Genomic DNA, 21,976 nt, shown 5'->3' with positions numbered 1-21,976 from the left:
CTTTTCTTTGTCTTTACGAAGCGGAGCGCTACTTCTTGCGAGTGTGTTGCTTCACCTTCTGCTTGAGAAGTTCCTTGAGATACATACCCGTAGCGGACTCAGCACAAGAGGCCACCTCCTCGGGCGTGCCTTCGGCGACGATGTAGCCACCCGCCTTACCACCCTCAGGGCCCATATCGATGACCCAGTCGGCAGCTTGGATGACCTCAAGGTTGTGCTCGACGACGATCACCGAGTGCCCCTGATCGATGAGAGCCTGCAGAGCATCCAGCAGGGTACGGATATCGTGGAAGTGTAGTCCTGTCGTCGGTTCGTCGAAGATGAAGAGCGTGGGGAGCTTCTTCCCCTTCCCAAGATAGTAAGCGAGCTTGACACGCTGGTTCTCCCCACCAGAGAGCGTAGAGCCCGACTGCCCCAGCTTGATATAGCCTAAGCCTACACGCTGCAGGGGACGGAGCTGGTCGATGATCTTCGACGTCAGCTTGGAGGACGCACTATTTGCCTCGAAGAACTCTACCGCCTCATCGACACTCATATCCAGGAGCTGGGAGATATTCACACCACAGTACTCGGCTTCCAAGAGTTCCTTGCGGAAGCGCAAGCCGTGACAGGCCTCACAGGGCAAGGTGATGTCCGCCATGAACTGCATCTCGATGGTGATGACGCCTGCCCCTTGGCACGTCTCACATCGCCCGCCTTCCTTATTGAAGGAGAAGTAATAGGGCTTGAAGCCCATCTGCTTCGAGAGGGGAAGGCTTGCATACAGCTCACGAATCGTATCAAAGGCACCGACGTAAGTGACGGGGTTGGAGCGGGAGCTACGGCCGATATTATTTTGGTCGACGTACTCGATCTGGCTGATAGCACTCAGGTCTCCCGAGATGCCACGAAGCTCGAGGTTGTCCATCGGCTCCTTGTTCAGCAGGCGAGAGACACCTTCGTAGAAGAGCTCACGCATCAGGGTACTCTTCCCCGAGCCACTGACCCCACTGACGACAGTGAGTGTATGTAGGGGGAAGCGCACTGTGAGGTCCTTGAGGTTGTGCATCGTCGCACCCTCGACCTCGATATAGCTATTCCATGGACGGCGCACCGAGGGCAGAGGAATGGTCTCACGCCCCGTGAGGTAAGCAGCCGTATAGCCTGGTGTTTCCTTCGTTATTTCGGAGGCAGGTCCAGCATAGACGACCTCACCGCCATAGCGCCCGGCATCGGGACCGATGTCGATGATGTAGTCGGCAGCACGCATCATCTCCTCATCATGCTCGACGACGACAACTGTATTGCCCAAGTCTCTCAGACGGTGAACGACACGGATGAGGCGCTCGGTATCACGCTGGTGCAGACCGATACTCGGTTCGTCCAAGACGTAGAGCGAGCCTACGAGGCTACTTCCGAGCTGCGTCGCGAGAGTCACGCGCTGGCTCTCCCCACCGGAAAGGGTGCTGGAGAGACGGTCAAGGGTCAGATAACCCAAGCCGACCTCATCGAGGAAGGTCAAGCGAGAGCGGATCTCATGAAGTAGGCGCTTTGCTATGAAAGCGTCTCCTTCGGGGAGCTGGAGATTATCGAAGAAATCACGGGCTTCCCAGAGGGTCATTGAGACGACCTCGGAGATATTCTTCCCTCCGACCTGGACACAAAGAGCATCGGGCTTGAGTCGACCACCACGGCAAGAGGGGCAGACGGTCTTCCCCGTGAAGTGCGCGATACGCACGCGATTCTGAATCTTATGGAGCTGGCTACGCAGGTAGTCAAAGTAGGGAGTGATCCCGATAGGACCATACTCCTTCGATGGGATGCCCTCCCACAGCTGGGTCTTCTGCTCCTCTGTCAGCTCCTCATAGGGGCGATGGATGGGGAAGTGTAGCTTCTCAGCATAGCGAATGAAGAACTGCTTCCACTCCGACGAGACGACCCCACGCCAGCAGGCGACGGCATCATCATAGACCGAGAGTGTAGGGTCGGGAATTACTAAGCGGTGGTCAATACCCACGACCTTCCCGAAGCCTTCGCACTCGGGGCAAGCACCGATAGGATTGTTGAAGCTGAACATCTCGGGGCTGGGCTCTTGGAAGACCCGCCCGTCAGCCTCGAAGATATTGCTGAACTCCTGCAAGCGCACGGGTTGGCGCGCTCCATCCTTCATATCCTCGATAGCCAGAGAGCAGATGCCTCGCCCCTCGAAGAAAGCGGTCTCTACGGATTCGCCAAGGCGATCCACGGCCTCCAGCTCTTCACTGAGCGCCAAGCGGTCGATGAGCAGGTAAAGCCCTTCGGCACGATCATCCTTCCAGAGCAGCGCATCCTCAATAGCTACGATGCCGTCTTCCGTCCAGAGACGACTATACCCCTGCTGCAGCTGGATCTCCAGATGAGCTGCGAGTGAGCGTCCTGAGGGGATATGCAGGGGGACGATGAGGTAGACACGACTCCCTATGGGGAGCGACTTGATGTAGGCCAAGACGTCCTTCACCGTATGCTTGCGCACCTCTTCTCCTGTCGTGGGGGAGATTGTATGCCCTACGCGAGCATAGAGCAGACGGAGATATTCGTAGATCTCCGTCGAGGTAGCTACGGTCGAGCGGGGGTTACGGCTGACGACACGCTGCTCGATAGCGATTGCGGGTGGCAGACCACGTATCCAGTCGGCCTCGGGCTTTGCCATACGCCCGACGAACTGACGCGCGTACGAGGAGAGGCTCTCGACATAGCGGCGCTGCCCCTCGGCATAGAGTGTATCGAAGGCCAGCGAACTCTTCCCCGAGCCACTCACGCCTGTGACAACGACAAGCTGCCCGCGAGGGATCTCGAGGTCTATATCCTTGAGATTATTGACACGTACGTGGTGCAGGAGGATATGCTCGGCCGTATCTTGGCGGTCGGCGGGTGTGGTGGGAGAAGTCTTCTTATTTAGTTTACGAGCCATCGAAGCTGAGTAATAGGCAATATACGGGGCGAAGGAGGGGCTTCTACCCCTCGCAAAGGACGCTTAACTATTCTTACAAAAATACGAATTATTAGCGCGCTAATCACCGATTAGAATAGGCGGACGAAGCTACCGCCTCGAAATCCCTACCCCCTATTGGGGCTGTAAGAGGATCATCCCTTCGGAGTGAAAAGCTGAAAGCAGTAGTGGTATGACCTCCTATGCGTACGAGAATGAGTTGCGGACGAATAGCTGATCAGTTCGATCTACGTACGTGGCTCTAATATCTACGTGCGTGGACATTTGGATTTGCGTACGTGGTCTTTATGACTACGTACGTAGACGAAGGAAAACCACTGCGGGCGGCTACTTTTTTATTCACAGAAAGACCATTTTTCCTCTGCTGGATAAGAAAAATCCTCGTGCTGGATCGAGGGGCTCACGCTACCACAGGTGAGAGATGCGACTATGGGAGGAAGGGGCGTACTACACACCGAAAGAGCTACACCGCATGGTGAGAATCGCGACATGAGCACCCCTACTATGATCTTCTCAACCTTCGGTCTATACCGTATATTGATATATCGTATCTTTGCTATCGGACCATGGAGCCTCGAGGATTCAAAGCTCCTTCCCTCTTACACACAACCCAGTATACTATGGCATACTTAGAAGTAGATCACGTGACGAAGCGCTACAGCGAGCATACCGCCCTCAATGAGGTCTCGCTGAGTGCCCACGAAGGACGCATCTTCGGGCTATTAGGACCGAATGGTGCGGGCAAGAGTTCGCTCATCCGTGTCATCAATCGCATCACAGCCCCCGACAGTGGAGAGGTGCGTCTCGAAGGTCACCCCCTACAAGAGGAAGACCTCTTCCATATCGGATACCTCCCCGAGGAGCGTGGGCTCTACCCCAAGATGAAGGTCGGTGAACAGGCCATTTACTTAGCACGCCTCAAGGGGCTTAGCAAGTCAGATGCCCAGCAGCGAGTCAAGGAATGGTTTGAGCGTCTGGAGATCACGTCATGGTGGGACAAGCGCGTCGAAGAGCTCTCGAAGGGAATGCAGCAGAAGGTCCAGTTCGTCACGACCGTCGTGCATGAGCCCCGCCTGCTGATCTTCGATGAGCCATTCAGTGGCTTTGACCCCGTAAATGCTGAGGTACTCAAGCGCGAGATCCTTGCCCTCAAGGCCAAGGGAACGACCCTCATGCTCTCCACCCACAACATGCAGAGTGTCGAGGAGCTCTGTGATGACATCACGCTCATCAATCGCGCCGAAGTCGTCCTCTCGGGTCAGACTGCTGAGATACGCCGAGCACACGGCTCTCATACCGCACGTATCGTCTATGAGGGAGAGATCTCCCCTACCGACCTATCTCATCTGAATATACTGGAGCATGAAGAGCGCGAGTACTCCAAGATCCTACGAGTACAGCTACAGCCCGAGGAGGAGCTTCGCTCGATCATCGGTCAGCTCCCCTCTGCCATCCACCTGCAGAGCATCGAGCTGGAATACCCCTCGATGCATGAGATCTTCCTCGCAACAGTCCAAGCTAAATAGTATCTGGTATGAATAAGCTACACCTCGTCATCGAGCGCGAATTCATCACGCGCCTCCGCAAGAAGTCCTTCTGGGTGATAACCTTCGTCATGCCTATCCTGATGATTGGCCTCGGCTTCGTCCCAGCAGCTGTATCCTCGATCAACGAGGTGGACCACCAGCAGCAGGTAGCTATCCTTGACCATACAGGACGCTATGCCTCCCTCTTTGAAGGCAACGACAGCGACAGCTACCGCTTCGTCCGTGTAGACCGCCCCTTAGATAGCCTACGCAGCGAAGCCTCCCAAGAGGCAATCACGGCTATACTCGAGATCCGAGACGATCTCTTGAAGGACCCAAAAGCTATCAGCCTCTTCTCTTTCAAGCAGCTACCACAAGGGCTGGAAACTTATATCAATGAAGTGCTCTCCCGACACCTCACCGAGGAAAAGATCCGCTCGTACAACATCCCCCAGCTGCAAGAAGCTATACAGGAGAGCCAAGTCCAGCTCCATATCTCCACATATAAGTGGGACGAATCTGGGGATGTCGATACGTCGTCCAGTACTGTAGCCAGCATCATCGGCGTAGGCCTTTCATTCTTCAGTTACTTCTTCATGATGACCTATGGAGGTATGGTGCTACAGGGAGTCCTGGAGGAGAAGAAGAATCGTATCGTCGAGGTCATCATCTCCTCAGTACGCCCTCAAGAGCTTATGCTGGGCAAGATCATCGGGATAGGTCTCTTGGGTCTCCTACAGATCGCTATTTGGGCCATCTTGTTCTTTGTAGGAGCACAGATCGCCCAGGCATTCTTCCAATCAGAAGTCATAGGAGGAACTTCATTCCTTAGCCAGGCCACGACCTTCTTCGCTGTACTGCAGGGTGTGAACTTCGCAAAGATTCTGATATTCTTCATCCTCTTCTTCGTGGGTGGCTACCTCTTCTATGCATCCATCCTCGCGGCTCTTAGTTCGCTGGTAAGCTCAGATGAAGAGGCATCACAGATGATGATGCCTGTCGTCCTCCTCCTCATCTTCGCTATGTATGCAGGTATGGGGAGTGTAGACAATCCTGATGGCACCCTCGCCTTCTGGGCTTCATTCTGCCCCTTAACGTCCCCCGTGGTGATGATGGTACGACTGCCTTACGATGTACCTCTCTGGCAGCCCCTTCTGAGCCTCGCTATACTATATATCACCGTCTTCCTGACGAGTGCCCTCGCAGGGAAGATTTATCGTACCGGCATCCTCATGTATGGCAAGAAGCCATCGATGCGTGAGGTATGGCGCTGGATTACTTACAGACAATAGCATCCCATTACCCCAACTATGATTCACTTCGTATCGCTGGGCCCTGGAGATCCAGAGCTCATCACCCTCAAGGCCCTTCGCACCCTCCGCGAGGCCGACTATATCTACACGCCCGTCCCTGTCTCTCGCAAGGGCCGTCATGCCTCGAAGGCCGCCGAGATGATGCTCTCACTCGGCATACGCGAGGAGCAGATCCAGCTCTACGACCTCCCGATGAGCAAGGACCGCGATGGTGCCCTTGAGGCCTATGAGATCGTAGCCCGAGAGGCCTGCGAGAAGCAAAAGGCCGAGCCCAGTGCTCGCATCGCCATCGTCGCTGAGGGCGACTGTGGCTTCTACTCCTCCTCCGCCTATATCGGAGAGCATATCGAGCAAGAGGGTTTCACCACAGAGCAGATCTGCGGAGTACCAGCCTTCATCGCCTGCAATGGCCGCCTTGGAGGTCAGCTTGTGCAGCTCGAGGAGCAGTGCACTGTCATCCCAGGCGAAGCTACTCGTGAGGAGTGGGACCGTGCTTGGAAGAGTCGTCACACCATCGTCGTGATGAAGGGCTCGCTCTGCGAAGCGGAGATCAAGTCAGCTATCGCTCAGCATCCCGATCGCAAGTGGCATTACTTTGAGTTCGTAGGCATGCCGAAGGAGTACATCACCTCCTCTACGGATGAGATTCTCCAGCGAGAGTTCCCCTACTTCTCTATCATCATCAGTAAGCGCCGATAGGGCACCGCACCAAGCACCTCAAGCAGCGAACAAAGTCTATTTCAGCAGATTATACTATCTTTGCTAACGAAAGCGTTCTCTGCTTGTAGACATCTTTTGCCTACAGCCCATCCGAAGTGGAGGGAGTCAAAGTAAAGTACTGACTCCCTCCACCTCGGGTGTTTAAGGTCCTTCCCACTCGGGGGAGATAGCCTGCCTCACCTAAGTTAAGACAGGATGATTCGATTCAAGAAGTCATGCACTACACTCGTAGTAGCAGCCCTCACTACCCTCCTTGCCCTACCCGCAGGAGCCACCGACCTCAGCTCCACCCACGACGGAGCTCTGACCACAGAGACACACACCCAGCACACGGAGGCCTCACTCTTAGAGCTCACTACAGAGCTACAAGCCCCCGCACCAGCTCCCGCCCCCAGAAAATCAAGACATAAGCGCTCCAGCAGACGATACGCTGCAGGAAGGAGTCGCAGCTATGGCTCACACTATCGCCGTCGCAGTGGCGGCAGTGGCTTCTCCTATGATAAGATGGAGATAGCCTCCTCCACCCCCGCTCTCATCAAGTCCGTCGTAGACCACGGGCAGCAGCTCTTAGGTCTACGCTATCGCACCTCAGGTGTCGCTAAGTGGCCCCTCGACTGCTCAGGCTTCGTCAGCTACATCTATTCTCTCGAAGGCATCAAGATCCCTCGCTCCTCGAGTGGTCTCGCTGTCTATGCCAACAACATCAAGGACCCTAAGCCAGGTGACCTCCTCTTCTTCAAGGGGCGTAACCGCAGTGCCAACCGTGTCGGTCACGTGGCTATGGTCGTCAGCAATGAGGATGGCAACATCAAGATGATGCACAGCAGCTGCAGCCGCGGTATCGTCATCGAGAACCTCAATAACAACGCCTACTACACCTCACGCTATGTAGGCGCTGGCCGTCTACCCGAAGTCAAGGAGCACTGGAAGGGTGTCCCTATGGCCCCCGAATCCTTAGACTAAGTATGCTTCAGGTCGAGCAACTCACCAAGAGCTTCGGGGATCGCGTCCTCTTCTCTGATATCTCCTTCTCCATCGAGCGTGGGCAGAAGGTCGGGCTTATCGCACCCAATGGTACGGGTAAGTCCACTCTCATGCGTATCCTACTCGGCAGAGAGCCACAAGACTCGGGGACCATCACCTACGAGCGGGACATCAAGCAAGCCTTCCTACCACAGCTCCCCGATCTCCCCGAGACAGGGACGGTACTCGAGGCGTGCTTCAGCCCTTACGATCCCGTAGCACAGCTCACCCTCGCTTGGGAGATAGCCGTAGAGGCGGGAGATAGCCAGACTATGGAGCGCCTCCTCCCCGAGATGGAGGCCAAGGGTGCATGGCACTATGAGCAGCGAGCTAAGGAGATCTTGGGTGCACTCGGCATCCACGACTACCAGCGCTCCGTCAAGGGCCTCTCGGGTGGAGAAGCTAAGCGCATCGCCCTCGGGAGTACACTCATCAGCCAGCCCGATCTACTCTTCCTCGATGAGCCGACGAACCATCTTGACCTCAAGAGCATCGAGTGGCTCGAGAGCTACCTCGACCGCTCCACGATGGGCCTCTTACTCATCACCCACGACCGCTACTTCCTCGACCGCGTCTGCAACCAGATCATCGAGCTCGATGGTGGGCGTCTCTACCGCTATAAGGGGAACTACGACTATTACCTCACCAAGCGCGAAGAGCGTCACGAGCAGGAGGAGCAGTCTCGTCAGCGCGCACTCAACCTCTACAGACGAGAGCTCGAGTGGATGCGCCGTCAGCCCCAAGCTCGCGGGACGAAGGCACAGTACCGCATCGATGCCTTCCATGAGTTAGAGACCAAGACTCGCCCTGCTCAGCGCACGGATGAAGTACAGCTCGGTGCCTCATCAACCCGTATCGGGAAGAAGATCTTCGAGGCACACCACGTCAATAAGGGCTTTGGTGATAAGGTGCTCCTGCAGGACTTCAACTACGTCTTCAGCCGCTATGACAAGGTCGGTATCATCGGCGAGAACGGTGTCGGGAAGACCACCTTCCTCCGTATGCTCCTCGGCGAGATCGAGCCAGACTCAGGGCGCTTTGACATCGGAGAGACTATACGCTTCGGCTACTATAGCCAAGAGCCTCCGACCTTCTCGCCCGAGAAGCGCGTCATCGACATCGTGCAGGAGATCGCTGAGAACTTCGAGCTCCCCGCAGGAAGCACCCAAGTAGAGCGCCTCTCCGCCTCCCAGATACTTACGCGCTTCCTCTTCCCTCCCGAGCGCCAATACACCCCTGTTGAGAAGCTCAGCGGTGGCGAGCTACGCAGACTCTATCTATGCACCGTGCTCGTCACGTGCCCGAACTTCCTCGTCCTCGACGAACCAACGAACGACCTCGATATCCTCACGCTACAAGCGCTCGAGGAGTACCTCGCGGACTTCGCAGGCTGCGTGCTCATTGTCAGCCACGACCGCTTCTTCATGGACAAGGTCGTGAACCACCTCTTCACCTTCGAGGGAGCAGGTGTCGTACGTGACTTCCCAGGGAGCTACACCCTCTATCGTATGAAGCGTGAGGAGGAAGAGCGCCAAAAGGCTGAGGCTTCACAGCCCCGTAAAGCAGCCCCCCAGCCAGCAGAATCACGTCGCACGGCAAACCGCCCCGCACGCCTCACCTATGCTGAGCGACGAGAGCTTGAGGAGATCACAGCGCGTATTCCCCAGCTTGATGAGGAGAAGACATCCCTCGAAGCCAAGCTCTCCACAGGCACGCTCTCACACGAAGACCTGATGAAGACCTCGGAGCGTATCGGTGAGCTCATCGAAGAGATGGACCTGCTTACCCTGCGCCAGCTCGAGCTGGAGGAGAAGGAGGCCTAACATACCTCCGACTATTTATTCACTAATCACATAGAAGTCTATGATAACGACAGACCAGCTCAATGCCCTGCTGGAGCGCAAGACTGCGCTGAGGAGGTATCTTTGACGTCGATAGCCGACGTATCCAATTAGAAGAAGAAGAGCTTCGTACGGCAGACCCTTCCTTCTGGGAAGATCGCACCCGCGCCGAAGCCCAGATGCGCAAGGTCAAGGACCTTCGAAAGTGGATCGCCTACTATGACGAAGCTGAGCGCCTCGTCGAGGAGGTAGCCCTCGCCCTTGAGTATTATAAGGAGGAGATCACCACCGAAGAGGAAGTTGATGATGCCTACGGGCGTGCCATTCACCTCTTCGGAGAGGTCGAGCTTAAGAATATGCTCCGTGCCGAGGAAGACAACCTTGGAGCCGTACTCAAGATCAACGCTGGAGCTGGCGGTACCGAAAGCCAAGACTGGGCTTCAATGCTTGCCCGTATGTATGGCCGCTGGTGCGACAAGCAAGGGTATAAGACCACGATCACCAACTGGCAGGACGGCGATGAAGCTGGCATCAAGACCATGACCATGCAGGTCGAGGGTGATCAAGCTTATGGCTTCCTCAAAAGCGAGACAGGTGTACACCGCCTGGTGCGTATCTCCCCCTACAACGCACAGGGGAAGCGCATGACGAGCTTTGCCTCTGTCTTCGTCGTACCTCTGGTAGACGATACCATCGAGGTAGAGGTCAATCCCGCCAATATGAGTTGGGACACCTTCCGCTCCAGTGGAGCTGGTGGGCAGAACGTCAATAAGGTCGAGACTGGGGTACGCCTACGATATAAGTACAAGGACCCCGAAACGGGCGAGGAAGAGGAGATCATCATCGAGAATACTGAGACCCGATCGCAGACTGACAACCGAGAGAATGCCCTTCGCCTCCTACGCTCGCAGCTCTATGACAAGGAGCTTGAGCGTCGCCGCAAGGCGCAGGCCGAGGTCGAGGCTGGTAAGAAGAAAATCGAATGGGGTGCCCAGATCCGCAGCTACGTCTTCGATGATCGCCGCGTGAAGGATCACCGCACAGGCTACCAGACCTCGAATGTCACCGCCGTTATGGACGGAGATATCGACGAATTCATCAAGGCCTACTTGATGGAGTTCGCAGGAAAGGACGAGGAATAGTTCTTTCATTCACCACGACTATTAGCATAGAATAGCCCTCGCTTAGAATTAGGCTTCTAAGCGAGGGCTTTCGTTTGATAGAGATGCAACTACCATTCCTCCAAGCGGGACGAACAAGATGAGACTGTTGCCGAGAGTCCGGCCCTCTATTTTGAGTGCTAAGGCATCGCACGCCCAGCTCCCCGACATGCCTCTCCGAAGTGATCGGGCAAGCCCTTCGCCTTATCGCGAGTATTCCACTTATTCAGCGGAGGGAAAAGTGCCATTCTTATGAAGAAAAAAGCGCCTTCCCGTAGTGGCTTTTCCGCATCTATGTACGTAGTCTTAAAGACCAGGCACGTCAATCCAAATATCCACGTACGTAGATATTAGAGCCACGTACGTAGCCCAAACTTATCTGCCACTCCTCCACAACTTTTATCCCTACGCGAAGCAACAACCTAATATAGGTCAAAGCAGCGACCAATATAGGTTCGTATCATAGGCCTATACGACAGCCGAAGTTGAGCAGCAGATGAGTCTTCTTTGATCAAGCTCATAAAGAGGCTCTATGGCATACTGAACCCCCTTCCGTTATGGCAAAATTGCCCGACCTCGAGGAGCTGAATAAAGGTAAGCAGGAAGGTAGCAGATAAGAATTCCCTCCAAAGTATGGCTACATCACAGAGCTGGGGCGCTTGGTACCGTTTATTTGACTACCTTTGTCCCGACTATTAAAGGTGTTATCAATCAATAAAGAACAATAATGCTACAGCCAATTAGCAAAACAATCACACTGCCCGATGGTAGAGAGATCGTCATCGAGACAGGGAAATTAGCCAAGCAGGCTGACGGTTCCGTAACCCTCCGCATGGGGAATACCGTCCTGCTGGCCACTGTATGCGCAGCCAAGGATGCCAATCCTGGGGTTGACTTCATGCCCCTCCAGGTCGAGTACAAGGAGAAGTATGCCGCTTTCGGTCGCTTCCCTGGTGGCTTCACGCGCCGCGAAGGCAAGGCTTCTGACTATGAAATCCTGACTTGCCGTCTCGTAGACCGTGCCCTGCGTCCCCTCTTCCCAGATGACTACCATGCCGAAGTCTTCGTCAATGTCATTCTCTTCTCTACGGATGGTGTAGATATGCCTGATGCTCTGGCTGGGCTCGCTGCTTCTGCAGCCCTCGCCGTATCGGACATCCCCTTCAACGGTCCTATCAGTGAGGTCCGCGTCGCCCGCGTCAATGGCGAATTCATCATCAACCCCACCTTCGAGCAGCTTGAGTCTGCTGATATCGAGCTCATGGTAGGGGCTACCCTCGATAACATCATGATGGTCGAAGGGGAAATGCAGGAAGTCCAGGAAGCTGAAATGCTCGAGGCTATCAAGGTAGCCCACGAAGCCATTAAGGTACAGTGCCAGGCTCAGCTCGAGCTCAGCGAAGCTGTAGGTAAGCTCGTCAAGCGCACCTACTGCCACGAAGAGAACGACGAAGACCTGCGCAAGGATGTACACGACTCCTGCTACGCTAAGGCCTACGCCGTAGCTGTATCGGGTACCGACAAGCACGCTCGTGCTGAGGCCTTCGATGCTATCGTAGAGGAATACAAGGCTAAGTTCACCGAAGAGGAACTTGAGACGAAGGCTCCCCTCATCGCTCGCTACTACCACGATGTCGAGAAGGAAGCTATGCGCCGTGCTATCCTCGACGAAGGCAAGCGCCTTGACGGTCGTAAGACCACCGAGATCCGTCCTATCTGGATCGAAACGGATTACCTGCCCGGACCTCACGGCTCTGCAGTCTTCACCCGTGGTGAGACGCAGTCTCTGACGACGGTCACCCTCGGTACGAAGAGTGATGAGAAGCTCGTCGATGACGTACTTAACTACGGTAGGGAACGCTTCCTCCTCCACTATAACTTCCCTCCCTTCTCTACTGGAGACGCTCGCCCACAGCGTGGTGTCGGCCGTCGTGAGATCGGTCACGGGAACCTCGCTCACCGCGCCCTCAAGCGCATGCTCCCCGCTCAGTACCCCTACGTAGTCCGTGTCGTCTCCGACATCCTCGAGTCTAACGGCTCTTCTTCGATGGCTACGGTATGTGCTGGTACGCTCGCTCTGCGTGACGCTGGTGTACCCATCGCTAAGCCCGTATCGGGTATCGCCATGGGTCTGATCTCTGAGAACAAGGGTACGAACTACGCGATCCTCTCCGACATCCTCGGTGACGAAGATCACCTCGGTGATATGGACTTCAAGGTAACGGGTACCGCTGACGGTATCACCGCTACTCAGATGGACATCAAGGTCGATGGTCTTAGCTACGAAATCCTCGAGCGTGCTCTGGCACAGGCTCGCGAAGGTCGTCTGCACATCCTCGGTAAGATCCTCGAAGCTCAGCCCGAGACTCGCGAAGACCTCAAGCCCCATGCTCCTCGCATCGTGACCCTGCGTATCGGCAAGGAATTCATCGGTGCTGTCATCGGCCCTGGTGGTAAGATCATCCAGGGTATGCAGGAGAAGAGCGGTGCCTCTATCAGCATCGAAGAAGTGGATGGCGTCGGCGTAGTCGAAATCAGCGCATCCAACAAGGATGCTATCGATACGGCTGTTGGCCTCATCAAGGGCATCGTCGCTATGCCTGAGGTAGGCGAAGTCTATCAGGGTAAGATCTCTTCGGTCATGCCTTACGGCTGCTTCGTAGAGTTCCTCCCCGGTAAGGACGGTCTGCTCCACATCTCTGAGATCGACTGGAAGCGCTACGAAAAGATCGAAGACACGGGCCTCGAAGAAGGTCAGCAGATCGAAGTCAAGCTCATCGACATCGACCAGAAGACGGGTAAGTTCAAGCTCAGCCGTCGTGCCCTGCTTCCCAAGCCCGAAGGCTATAAGGAGCCCGAGCGTCGTCCCCGCCCCGACCGCGGTGAGCGTCGTCCTCGCTAATTAGCATCTAATAGAGGAGGCTTGCGCCCTCCCCTTCACAGAGTCGCAATTTCACAAGAGTAGCCCCCTGATATCTCCATAGAGATGGGGTATCGGGGGCTATCTTCTGTAAGCGTTTCGTCATGTACGGAATTATTGCGTACTTTGCATATAGAGAACATACACATAACCATAGTACATAGAGACATTATGAAGCAGTATATCGGTATCATCGTGATGCTCATCGGGGCTCTTCTTCAGCTCTTCACTTACTTCACGGACCAGGTAGAGAATGCCAACCTCTTCCTCGGCACGGGGCTTACACTCGTCGTCCTCGGCTTTCTCGGCCACATCTTCATCAACAAGAAGGCGTAACCACCGGACCCAAGAAGTACATCACTCCCATAGCGAGCTGTCCAGCAGAGGCTGGATAGCTCGCTTTATTTTAGCGCAAAGCCCATACTCCGACAGAGCCTACCGCCACGGCATGGCGTGATTTAAGTTATCTTTGCATTCAAGTCAATACAAACAGGTAGTATGAAACGACGACTTTATATCCTCCTCCTTCTCATCACGTGCAGTCTACTTGGTCTGGAGCTCTCCGCACAATGGCGTGCTGATAGCATCTCAGGCTACAGCCAGCGCACACTACAGATGCGAGATGACTACGCAGGAGCTGTCACCGCTACACTCATACGACATGACCGCACTACTCCCTCTAAGCGGGCCCTACTCTACGTACACGGATACAATGATTACTTCTTCCAGGCCGCTATGGGAGATAGTATCGCTCAGCATGGGATTGACTTCTATGCTCTCGATCTACGCAAATATGGGCGCTCTATCCTCCCTCATCAAGATGCCTTCGAGGTACGAGACCTACGAGAGTACTACGAGGAGCTGGGGGCAGCACTGAAGATCATCCGTGAGGAAGGTGCCGAGGAGGTCTATCTGATGGCACACTCGACAGGTGGGCTCATCACCTCCCTTTATCTTGCGGACACGAAGAATCAAGATAGCATCCGTGCCTTCATCCTCAATAGTCCTTTCTTTGACTTCAACTTCTCGAAGGCTGAGGAGAAGATTGTCCTTCCCCTACTGACCGCTTCAGCGGGTATAGCTCCAAGCAAGGTCATCAGTGGGGTATCTAAGTCACCCGACCTCTATGCCCAGTCTTTGCTCTCCCGATATCACGGGCCATGGGACTACGACACGCATCTCAAGAAGGACTATGGACATCCCATCCGCCTCGGTTGGCTCCGTGCTATTCGTCGTGGGCATAAGCGTGTACAGCGTGGTCTACAACTCCCGATGCCTATCCTCTTGATGAGCTCAGACAAGAGTATCCGCGCTAAGGGCGTGTGGCAAGAAGCCTTCGGTAAGGCTGACCTCGTGCTGGACGTAGAGGATATACAGCGCTACGGGAAGAAGCTTGGCCCTCAAGTCGAGGCACACCGCATCCCCAACGGCCTCCACGACCTTTTCCTCTCGAGTGACTCCACCGCTTACGCCACGGTCTACCGCACGCTCTTCACATTCCTCGACTCACTTCACTCCACATCACATCCATAGCCTCATGCCGGATCTCGATAGCTTCGACATACGCGATCAGTCTACGCTCTCCACAGAAGAGCAAGATATCGATCGTGCACTCCGCCCCCTCTCCTTCGACACCTTCCGTGGGCAGGACAAGGCGGTAGAGAACCTCAAGATCTTCGTACAGGCTGCGAAGATGCGCTCTGACGCACTGGATCACGTCCTCCTCTACGGCCCTCCAGGCCTCGGGAAGACTACCCTATCCCACATCATCGCGGCCGAACTCGGTGTCGGTATCAAGATCACCTCAGGCCCTGTGCTGGATAAGCCTGGGGACTTAGCTGGGCTTCTTACCTCACTTGAGCCCAATGACGTGCTCTTCATCGATGAGATCCACCGCCTGAGTCCCATCGTGGAGGAATACCTCTACTCGGCTATGGAGGACTACCGCATCGACATCATGCTGGATAAAGGTCCCAGCGCACGCTCCATACAGATCGACCTCAATCCCTTCACGCTTGTGGGCGCCACGACCCGTAGTGGGCTCTTGACCGCCCCCCTGCGCGCTCGCTTCGGTATCAATCTGCATCTGGAGTACTACGACATCGAGACGCTTGCAGACATCGTCCATCGCTCGGCGGATATCCTGCAGACGCCCTGCGTACCCAGTGCTGCAGTCGAGGTAGCTTCCCGTAGCCGTGGGACGCCACGTATCGCTAATGCGCTACTTCGCCGTGTACGTGACTTCGCCCAAGTCAAGGGTGATGGGCGTATCACCAAGGAGATCGCTTGCTATGCTCTCGAAGCCTTGAACATCGACCGCTACGGGCTTGACTACATAGACAATAAGCTCCTCGGAGTGATCATCGATAAGTTCGCTGGTGGCCCCGTTGGACTGACGACGATCGCTACCGCATTGGGCGAAGATCCTGGCACGGTGGAGGAAGTCTACGAACCCTACCTCATCAAGGAAGGCTTCATCAAGCGCACGCCCCGTGGCCGTGAAGCCACGGACTTAGCTTATAGTCATCTGGGGAGGAAGCCCCGCATCCGCCAAGCGGGGAGCTTCTTCGATGACGACAATTACTAAGGGCATACGACCACCACAATGAGTAGTACACTTACCTCACTAATCAAGGATACAGCAGTCTATGGCCTGAGCAGTATGTTCGGGCGCTTCCTGAACTGGCTCCTTACCTTCGTCTACGTCCGCATACTCATCACCGAGGAATTTGGGCAGATGACTAACCTCTATGCTTGGACCGCTATCTTGATGATCATCCTCACCTATGGGATGGAGACGGCATTCTTCCGCTTTGCGAACAAGCATGAGCAGCCTGCTGACGTCTATTCGACGACCCTATGGTCTCTTGGGGTAACCTCCACGCTCTTCGTACTACTCGGCTGGCTCTTCCTCGATCCCTTAGCGACAGTGCTCCACGTCGCAGAGAACAAGGATCTCCTGAGCTACCTCCTCATCATCGTTGCCAGCGATGCCTTCATGGCCATTCCGCTGGGCTACCTCCGCTACGAGCAGCGCCCTTGGTGGTTCATGACCGTACGTATGAGCTTCGTCGGGGCGACCATCCTCCTGACGCTCTTCGCCTTCTACGGCGTCCCTGCTCTTAGTGAGTACATCCCTATCCTTGGAGAACTCCATCCCAGAGAGCACGCCCTGCAGTATATCTTCGGGATCAATCTGGTGAGCAATGGCCTGCAATTCCTCCTGCTCCTCCCCACCCTGCGTAAGGCTACGGGGCACTTCGACAGCAAGCTCCTTCGCTCCATGCTTCGCTATGCCCTGCCAATGCTCCTCTTAGGCTTAGCGGGCAACTTCAACAACCAAGCAGACAAGATTCTCTTCCCTCTTCTATTTGAGGACTCCCACTACGCTAACGCACAGCTGGGGATCTACGGAGCTTGCTACAAGCTGGCTGTCGTAATGGTCCTCTTCACGCAGGCTTTCCGCTACGCTTATGACCCCTTCATCTTCGCCGAGAAGAAGAAGGGTGAGGATGCTGCTCGCCGAGCTTACTCCTCGTCGATGACGTACTATGTGCTCTTCACGCTCTTTATCTTCCTGGCAGTGATGAGCTACATGGATATCTTGAAGCTCCTCATCGCACCAGCCTATTACCCTGGGCTCTCTGTCGTGCCTTGGATCATGGCAGGGCAGTTAATGTTCGGCGTGTACTTCAACCTCTCACTCTGGTACAAGGTCACCGACCGCACACACTGGGGGGCTATCCTCTCGATCGTAGGCTGTGCACTGACAGTACTACTCATCGTCCTGCTGGCTCCCCGCTACGGCTTCATGGCCTGCGCATGGGCATCAGTAGTAGCCAATGGTGGCGTGATGCTCTTCTCTTACGCCCTCGGCCAGCACTACTACCCCGTAGACTACGACCTGCCTCGACTCGGACTGTACACACTCCTTACAGGCGTACTCTACGCTGCTGAATGGGCCATCGCACAAGCCCTGCCCGATGCTCCCATACTCCACATGGCAGTCAATACACTCCTGCTACTTATTTTCATCGGGATCATCTATCGCTACGAAGTACCCAAGGGTGCCCTCGTCACTCTAAGAAAGAAGCTTCTCAAGAGGTAAACTCCCCCTCTCTAATAAAGCAAGCCCTATATCACCAGCAGCATCTAAGCTGGCGATATAGGGCTTACTTGTGTGCGTCACAGAGAGGAGGAAAAACGAACCAGTACTGGTCAGCGAAGCGACCAGTACTGATCCGAAGCGTGAGCAGTACTGGTCGATATTAGTTACCAGTACTGGTCGCAATGCGGAGCAGTACTGGTTCGTTTCACAGCCTATAGTGAAGTCGGCTAAGTAGACCTATGGGAGGGAAATCAAAGCCCTCAAAATAGTATATATATAAAAGCAGTTAGCCCCCGATCCAATGTCTTGGAATCGGGGGCTAATCGTTTTCTACTTCTGAAGAAGCCGAAGGCTATTCCTTCGTCGTATCGATATCGAAGGTACGACGTCGTAGCTGGAAGTCCTTACCCAAGTACTTCTCACGCACGATCTCATTCTCGGCCAACTCCTCAGCAGTCCCTTCGAAGAGCACCTTCCCCTCGAAGAGGAGATAGGCACGGTCGGTGATACTGAGCGTCTCGTAGACGTTGTGGTCAGTGATGAGGATGCCGATATTCTTGTGGCGAAGCTGAGCTACGATGCTCTGAATATCCTGCACAGCGATAGGATCGACACCAGCGAACGGCTCGTCAAGCATGATGAACTTCGGGTCAATCGCCAGACAGCGAGCGATCTCAGCACGACGACGCTCACCACCCGAGAGGCGGTTACCAGCGTTCGTACGTACCTTTTCTAAGCGGAACTCAGCGATGAGCTCCTCAAGACGTGCCTGCTGCTCCTGCTTCGTTCGATTCGTCAGCTCCAGCACCGAGAGGATATTATCCTCCACGCTGAGCTTACGATAGATCGAAGCTTCCTGAGCCAAATAACCGATACCAGCTTGTGCTCGGCGGTAGACGGGATACTTCGTGATATCCTGGTCATCGAGATAGATACGCCCTTCGTTGGGGACAACCAGACCGACCGTCATATAGAAGGTCGTCGTCTTCCCTGCACCATTAGGGCCAAGTAGCCCGACGATCTCCCCCTGCCCGACTTGTATCGAGACGTGGTTGACGACCGTACGCGAGCGATAGCGCTTGACGAGGTTCTCTGTGCGAAGTATCATTGCCTAAAGCTGTATAAAGCCTCTTCGGTTTGTGGGAACTACTTCTCGCGGTTTGCGCGACCCGTAGCAAAGGCTTCGATAGCAGCAGCGCTCATACCCATGGAGCTGAAGCCACCATCGTTGAAGAGATTCTGCATCGTGATCTTGCGCGTCAGGTCGCTGAAGAGCGTGATACAGTAGTCTGCGCAGTCGTTAGCGTCAGCGTTACCGAGGGGAGAGAGGTCTTCTGCGAAGTCGAGCAGGTCAGACATACCCTTGACACCGCTACCAGCAGTCGTGACCGTAGGAGACTGGGAGACGGTATTGATACGGACACCCTTGTCGCGACCGTAGATGTAACCGAAGCTACGAGCGATAGACTCTAAGAGGCTCTTAGCATCAGCCATATCGCTATAGCCGACGAAGGTACGCTGTGCAGCGATATAAGTAAGAGCGACGACAGAGCCACCTTCTGCGATAGCGTCGAGCTTCTTAGCTACCTGCAGCATCTTGTGGAAAGATACAGCCGAGATATCGAAGGTCGTCTGGAGCATCTTGTAGTCGAGGTCATCGTAAGCACGACCCTTACGGACGTTGGGGCTCATACCGATGGAGTGGAGGACGAAGTCAACCTTGCCGAAGCTCTTCATAGCTTCCTGGAAGACAACTTCGAGTTCTTCTTCCTTCGTAGCGTCAGCGGGGACGACCTTAGCATTGAGCTTCTGGCCCAGCTCATTCAGCTGGCCCATGCGAACAGCTACAGCCGTGTTGGTAAGGATGATTTCTGCGCCTTCTTCTACAGCACGTTCTGCGACGCGCCAAGCGATGGACTGTTCGTTGAGAGCACCGAAGATGATCCCCTTCTTTCCTGCTAAGAGATTATAGCTCATAGTTGTGATTCCTTTATCTGTTAAATAACCATTAATGATATATAGCACAAAGATACGCTTTTTGTGCAGAGCACCCATCTTTTGTCAATTACTCTCGGCGGGAAGGAGCTGAAGAAGCAAGCAGAAGTACCTGAGAAAGCTCTCGGAAGTATCTAGACTTCGCTCCAAGAGTAGAGGTACTTCCTACTCATTCGAGGGGAGGAAGGAGTAGCTTTTGGAGGCTTTTTGGTCACCACATATCGGTATTTTACTGCGGATATAGACAGCGAGGAAGGACTTCATCTACCTTTGTAGCCCCGCTGTGGAAGCACTCTCCGCGGCGGTCTCTTTTTCCCCAATAAATATCTATCCTACGGATGAAACGAACCAATACTTACCTCACGAGTCTGGCCTTAGCACTTTGCCTCGGACTCCCCGCCTGTAAGCAGGAGAACGGCAACGAGCCAGACACCAAGAAGCAGGAGCAAGTGATGCCAACTATCAGTTATCAGCTCACCCTGCCCAGTAGTACCGATGAAATCGTGCCCTCGGAGCTGGAGACGCTTCGTAAGCTCTTCTCGCGAAATGGCCTCGAAGCCGACATCGCCTCCAATGACCCGACAAAGTGGACGCAGACACATCTGGCGGTGAACTTCATCAAAGGCACCGACGGCAAGTACCACATCCTCCAGCTTCTGACTGGTACGCAGGGCTTCTCGCCCATCACTTCCCTCGACTTCCTCTCGACGGACCTCCTGCCTGAGCTCACGCATATCACCCTCATTGCCCCCAAGCTCGAGAAGGTACAGCTGCAGCACCTACCGAAGCTCACGGATCTCAGCCTCACGGGTACGGCAGGTAGCCAGGCCGCCACACTCAGCCAGCTCAGCTATGAGCTTCTCGAGTCGCTCGAGCGTGTCGTCATAAAGGACTTCCCCAAGCTCGCCACCACCAACGATGATAATGGCTCCTTCAAGCTCCCTGTAGAAATGCGCAATGCCGCCGGCGAAGCTATTGACCGCCTGCCGAAGCTTTCTTCGCTCGAGCTCTCAGGCCTCCCCGCCATCACAGACCTCTACATCGAGCCCCTTCACACGACACTTCAGGGCGGTGTGAGCTTGAGCGGCCTCACGAATCTCGATTTGCTCAAGGCCAGCCATGCGAAGTTCGCCAACCTAAATTTCTCCGCAAAGGACTACCCCAACCTGCGCTATCTGACGCTTCATCATGTAGAAGCCTCATCAGCTACATCCGTTCAGCTCTCTGCTCTGCCGAAGCTCAGCCTCTTTGACATCAGTCATGCCGAGGGGATCACTAAGGCTGAGATCAGCGAATGCTCGCAGCTCAGCGCGCTGACTATCGAAGGCACGAAGGTAACTGCCCCTACCCTCTCCACCCTTCCTTCGCTCAAGCGCCTCACGCTTGAGGAGAATGAGATCGCTTCGCTCGATCTCTCGGCCTTCACTTCGGTCAAGACCGTCAGCCTGGCGCACAACCGTCTGACGAATTTGGCTTCGGTCAAGCTCCCCTCGGGCATCGAATCGCTCAACCTCAGCGGGAATGAAGAGCTCGCCGAAGCTGATCTTCGCCCCTACACCTCCCTGCAGTCCGTCCTCATCATCGGGCTGAAGCGCGGTGCGACAGCTCAAGATCACGACCAGCGTGGCAAGCTTTCCTCGCTGCGCATCGAAGGTCTCAAGCAGCTTGAGAGTCTTCGCGTGCCCAATAATAGCATCAAGAGCGTCTTCGTCGAGGGCGAAAGCTACCCCGCACTGGAGACACTTGACCTGAGCTATAATAGCCTGACGCCCGCGGCCTGCATCTGGACCTACGCCATTCTGGGGCCACGCAAGAAGGACGCTGAAGACTATGACCGATCGATCAAGCAGAGTAAGGTCAGCCTGAAGCCTGCGATCTTCGAGGGGCAAGCTCCATTCGACGTCGTGCTTGATGCCAATAAGGACTTCTCCTACGCTGACGTGGCGCAGGCTCTCAAGGCAGCTCAGTTCGATCCTTCCTCTACAGGCTACCTCTTTGTCCTGAGATATGGGACGGAACTCACTTCATCAAATGACTGGATCACGGGGGACGGCATCGATACTACTAAGTTCACCTGGTCATTCTCCAAGCGTGGCGAGTATAACTTCCGATTCAAGTTCGGGACATACTTAGTCTTAGACGGCGTATTCCCTGCTGAAGGCTTCACAAGTAAGACCTTCAAGAGCAAATAGACGCTGCAGTACCCGACGGGACTCAGCGCAAGTAGCCCCCCAACTCACCGCTTGGAGTTGGGGGGCTACCTTTATTTTGTCGGGGCAAATCAAGCTCATTCGGACGGGCCGCAAAGAGCCTTTGACAAAGGGCTTCTTGAGATGCTCCAGAAAATACCTCTACTTTTCAATGAAAATACCTCTACTTTTCAGAAGAAATACCTCTACTTC

General features: G+C 54.8%; 15 protein-coding genes. 12 read left to right on the top strand and 3 right to left on the bottom strand.

What is annotated here, in order from left to right; translation table 11 throughout:
- Positions 1-28: 28 nt before the first annotated feature.
- Positions 29-2,929 (bottom strand): excinuclease ABC subunit UvrA, encoded by a 2,901-nt coding sequence (uvrA, locus tag IEX77_RS00940; protein WP_262890253.1) that lies wholly within the window; start codon positions 2,927-2,929, stop codon positions 29-31.
- 659 nt (positions 2,930-3,588) lie between these two features.
- Between uvrA and IEX77_RS00935 the strand changes: the two genes are divergently transcribed.
- From IEX77_RS00935 to IEX77_RS00885, 11 genes are all read left to right on the top strand, one after another.
- Positions 3,589-4,494, top strand: coding sequence for an ABC transporter ATP-binding protein (locus tag IEX77_RS00935; RefSeq protein ID WP_188807304.1), 906 nt, complete (start codon positions 3,589-3,591; stop codon positions 4,492-4,494).
- An 8-nt stretch (positions 4,495-4,502) separates the two neighbouring features.
- Complete coding sequence (locus IEX77_RS00930; RefSeq protein ID WP_188807303.1) at positions 4,503-5,786, top strand: ABC transporter permease; 1,284 nt, start codon at positions 4,503-4,505, stop codon at positions 5,784-5,786.
- Between the two features lie 18 nt (positions 5,787-5,804).
- Complete coding sequence (locus IEX77_RS00925) at positions 5,805-6,506, top strand: precorrin-2 C(20)-methyltransferase (protein WP_188807302.1); 702 nt, start codon at positions 5,805-5,807, stop codon at positions 6,504-6,506.
- Between the two features lie 216 nt (positions 6,507-6,722).
- A complete protein-coding gene (locus IEX77_RS00920; protein WP_188807301.1) occupies positions 6,723-7,490 on the top strand; it encodes a C40 family peptidase in 768 nt (255 codons plus the stop codon).
- 2 nt (positions 7,491-7,492) lie between these two features.
- Complete coding sequence (locus IEX77_RS00915; RefSeq protein ID WP_188807299.1) at positions 7,493-9,373, top strand: ABC-F family ATP-binding cassette domain-containing protein; 1,881 nt, start codon at positions 7,493-7,495, stop codon at positions 9,371-9,373.
- A 40-nt stretch (positions 9,374-9,413) separates the two neighbouring features.
- Positions 9,414-10,533, top strand: a protein-coding gene (gene prfB / locus IEX77_RS00910) for a peptide chain release factor 2 (RefSeq protein ID WP_188807297.1) whose coding sequence is annotated in 2 segments (ribosomal slippage) — positions 9,414-9,476 and positions 9,478-10,533 — 1,119 coding nt in all. Because the reading frame shifts where the segments join, the coding sequence is not laid out codon by codon here.
- Between the two features lie 745 nt (positions 10,534-11,278).
- Positions 11,279-13,453, top strand: coding sequence for a polyribonucleotide nucleotidyltransferase (gene pnp / locus IEX77_RS00905; RefSeq protein ID WP_188807296.1), 2,175 nt, complete (start codon positions 11,279-11,281; stop codon positions 13,451-13,453).
- Between the two features lie 189 nt (positions 13,454-13,642).
- On the top strand, positions 13,643-13,807 hold the full coding sequence (locus IEX77_RS00900) for a hypothetical protein (RefSeq protein WP_009751898.1): 165 nt from the start codon (positions 13,643-13,645) through the stop codon (positions 13,805-13,807).
- Positions 13,808-13,969: 162 nt separating this feature from the next.
- Complete coding sequence (locus tag IEX77_RS00895; RefSeq protein ID WP_188807293.1) at positions 13,970-15,004, top strand: alpha/beta hydrolase; 1,035 nt, start codon at positions 13,970-13,972, stop codon at positions 15,002-15,004.
- 4 nt (positions 15,005-15,008) lie between these two features.
- Positions 15,009-16,058, top strand: coding sequence for a Holliday junction branch migration DNA helicase RuvB (gene ruvB, locus IEX77_RS00890; protein WP_060936187.1), 1,050 nt, complete (start codon positions 15,009-15,011; stop codon positions 16,056-16,058).
- An 18-nt stretch (positions 16,059-16,076) separates the two neighbouring features.
- Positions 16,077-17,579 (top strand): lipopolysaccharide biosynthesis protein, encoded by a 1,503-nt coding sequence (locus IEX77_RS00885; protein ID WP_188807291.1) that lies wholly within the window; start codon positions 16,077-16,079, stop codon positions 17,577-17,579.
- Between the two features lie 352 nt (positions 17,580-17,931).
- Here IEX77_RS00885 and lptB read toward each other — a convergent pair whose 3' ends face one another.
- The gene (gene lptB / locus IEX77_RS00880) at positions 17,932-18,687 is read right to left on the bottom strand and encodes an LPS export ABC transporter ATP-binding protein (RefSeq protein WP_009433088.1); all 756 of its coding nucleotides are present in this window, start codon (positions 18,685-18,687) and stop codon (positions 17,932-17,934) included.
- 38 nt (positions 18,688-18,725) lie between these two features.
- Positions 18,726-19,556 (bottom strand): enoyl-ACP reductase FabI, encoded by an 831-nt coding sequence (locus IEX77_RS00875; protein WP_188807289.1) that lies wholly within the window; start codon positions 19,554-19,556, stop codon positions 18,726-18,728.
- A 356-nt stretch (positions 19,557-19,912) separates the two neighbouring features.
- Between IEX77_RS00875 and IEX77_RS00870 the strand changes: the two genes are divergently transcribed.
- Positions 19,913-21,766, top strand: a complete 1,854-nt coding sequence (locus IEX77_RS00870) for a leucine-rich repeat domain-containing protein (protein WP_188807287.1) — start codon at positions 19,913-19,915, stop codon at positions 21,764-21,766.
- Positions 21,767-21,976 lie beyond the last annotated feature (210 nt).

Source organism: Porphyromonas pasteri, assembly GCF_014647755.1.
GTDB lineage: Bacteria > Bacteroidota > Bacteroidia > Bacteroidales > Porphyromonadaceae > Porphyromonas > Porphyromonas pasteri.
The sequence above is the reverse complement of the archived record's forward strand: the minus strand, read 5'-3'. Positions and strand labels throughout refer to the sequence as shown.

Bases quoted from the DNA above. Each gene is read 5' to 3' on its own strand.
- IEX77_RS00885 (WP_188807291.1), top strand. From the start codon at position 16,077: ATGAGTAGTACACTTACCTCACTAATCAAGGATACAGCAGTCTATGGC.
- IEX77_RS00925 (WP_188807302.1), top strand. From the start codon at position 5,805: ATGATTCACTTCGTATCGCTGGGCCCTGGAGATCCAGAGCTCATCACC.
- IEX77_RS00930 (WP_188807303.1), top strand. From the start codon at position 4,503: ATGAATAAGCTACACCTCGTCATCGAGCGCGAATTCATCACGCGCCTC.
- IEX77_RS00895 (WP_188807293.1), top strand. From the start codon at position 13,970: ATGAAACGACGACTTTATATCCTCCTCCTTCTCATCACGTGCAGTCTA.
- IEX77_RS00875 (WP_188807289.1), bottom strand. From the start codon at position 19,556: ATGAGCTATAATCTCTTAGCAGGAAAGAAGGGGATCATCTTCGGTGCT.
- lptB (WP_009433088.1), bottom strand. From the start codon at position 18,687: ATGATACTTCGCACAGAGAACCTCGTCAAGCGCTATCGCTCGCGTACG.
- IEX77_RS00935 (WP_188807304.1), top strand. From the start codon at position 3,589: ATGGCATACTTAGAAGTAGATCACGTGACGAAGCGCTACAGCGAGCAT.
- uvrA (WP_262890253.1), bottom strand. From the start codon at position 2,929: ATGGCTCGTAAACTAAATAAGAAGACTTCTCCCACCACACCCGCCGAC.
- IEX77_RS00900 (WP_009751898.1), top strand. From the start codon at position 13,643: ATGAAGCAGTATATCGGTATCATCGTGATGCTCATCGGGGCTCTTCTT.
- IEX77_RS00915 (WP_188807299.1), top strand. From the start codon at position 7,493: ATGCTTCAGGTCGAGCAACTCACCAAGAGCTTCGGGGATCGCGTCCTC.
- IEX77_RS00870 (WP_188807287.1), top strand. From the start codon at position 19,913: ATGAAACGAACCAATACTTACCTCACGAGTCTGGCCTTAGCACTTTGC.
- pnp (WP_188807296.1), top strand. From the start codon at position 11,279: ATGCTACAGCCAATTAGCAAAACAATCACACTGCCCGATGGTAGAGAG.
- IEX77_RS00920 (WP_188807301.1), top strand. From the start codon at position 6,723: ATGATTCGATTCAAGAAGTCATGCACTACACTCGTAGTAGCAGCCCTC.
- ruvB (WP_060936187.1), top strand. From the start codon at position 15,009: ATGCCGGATCTCGATAGCTTCGACATACGCGATCAGTCTACGCTCTCC.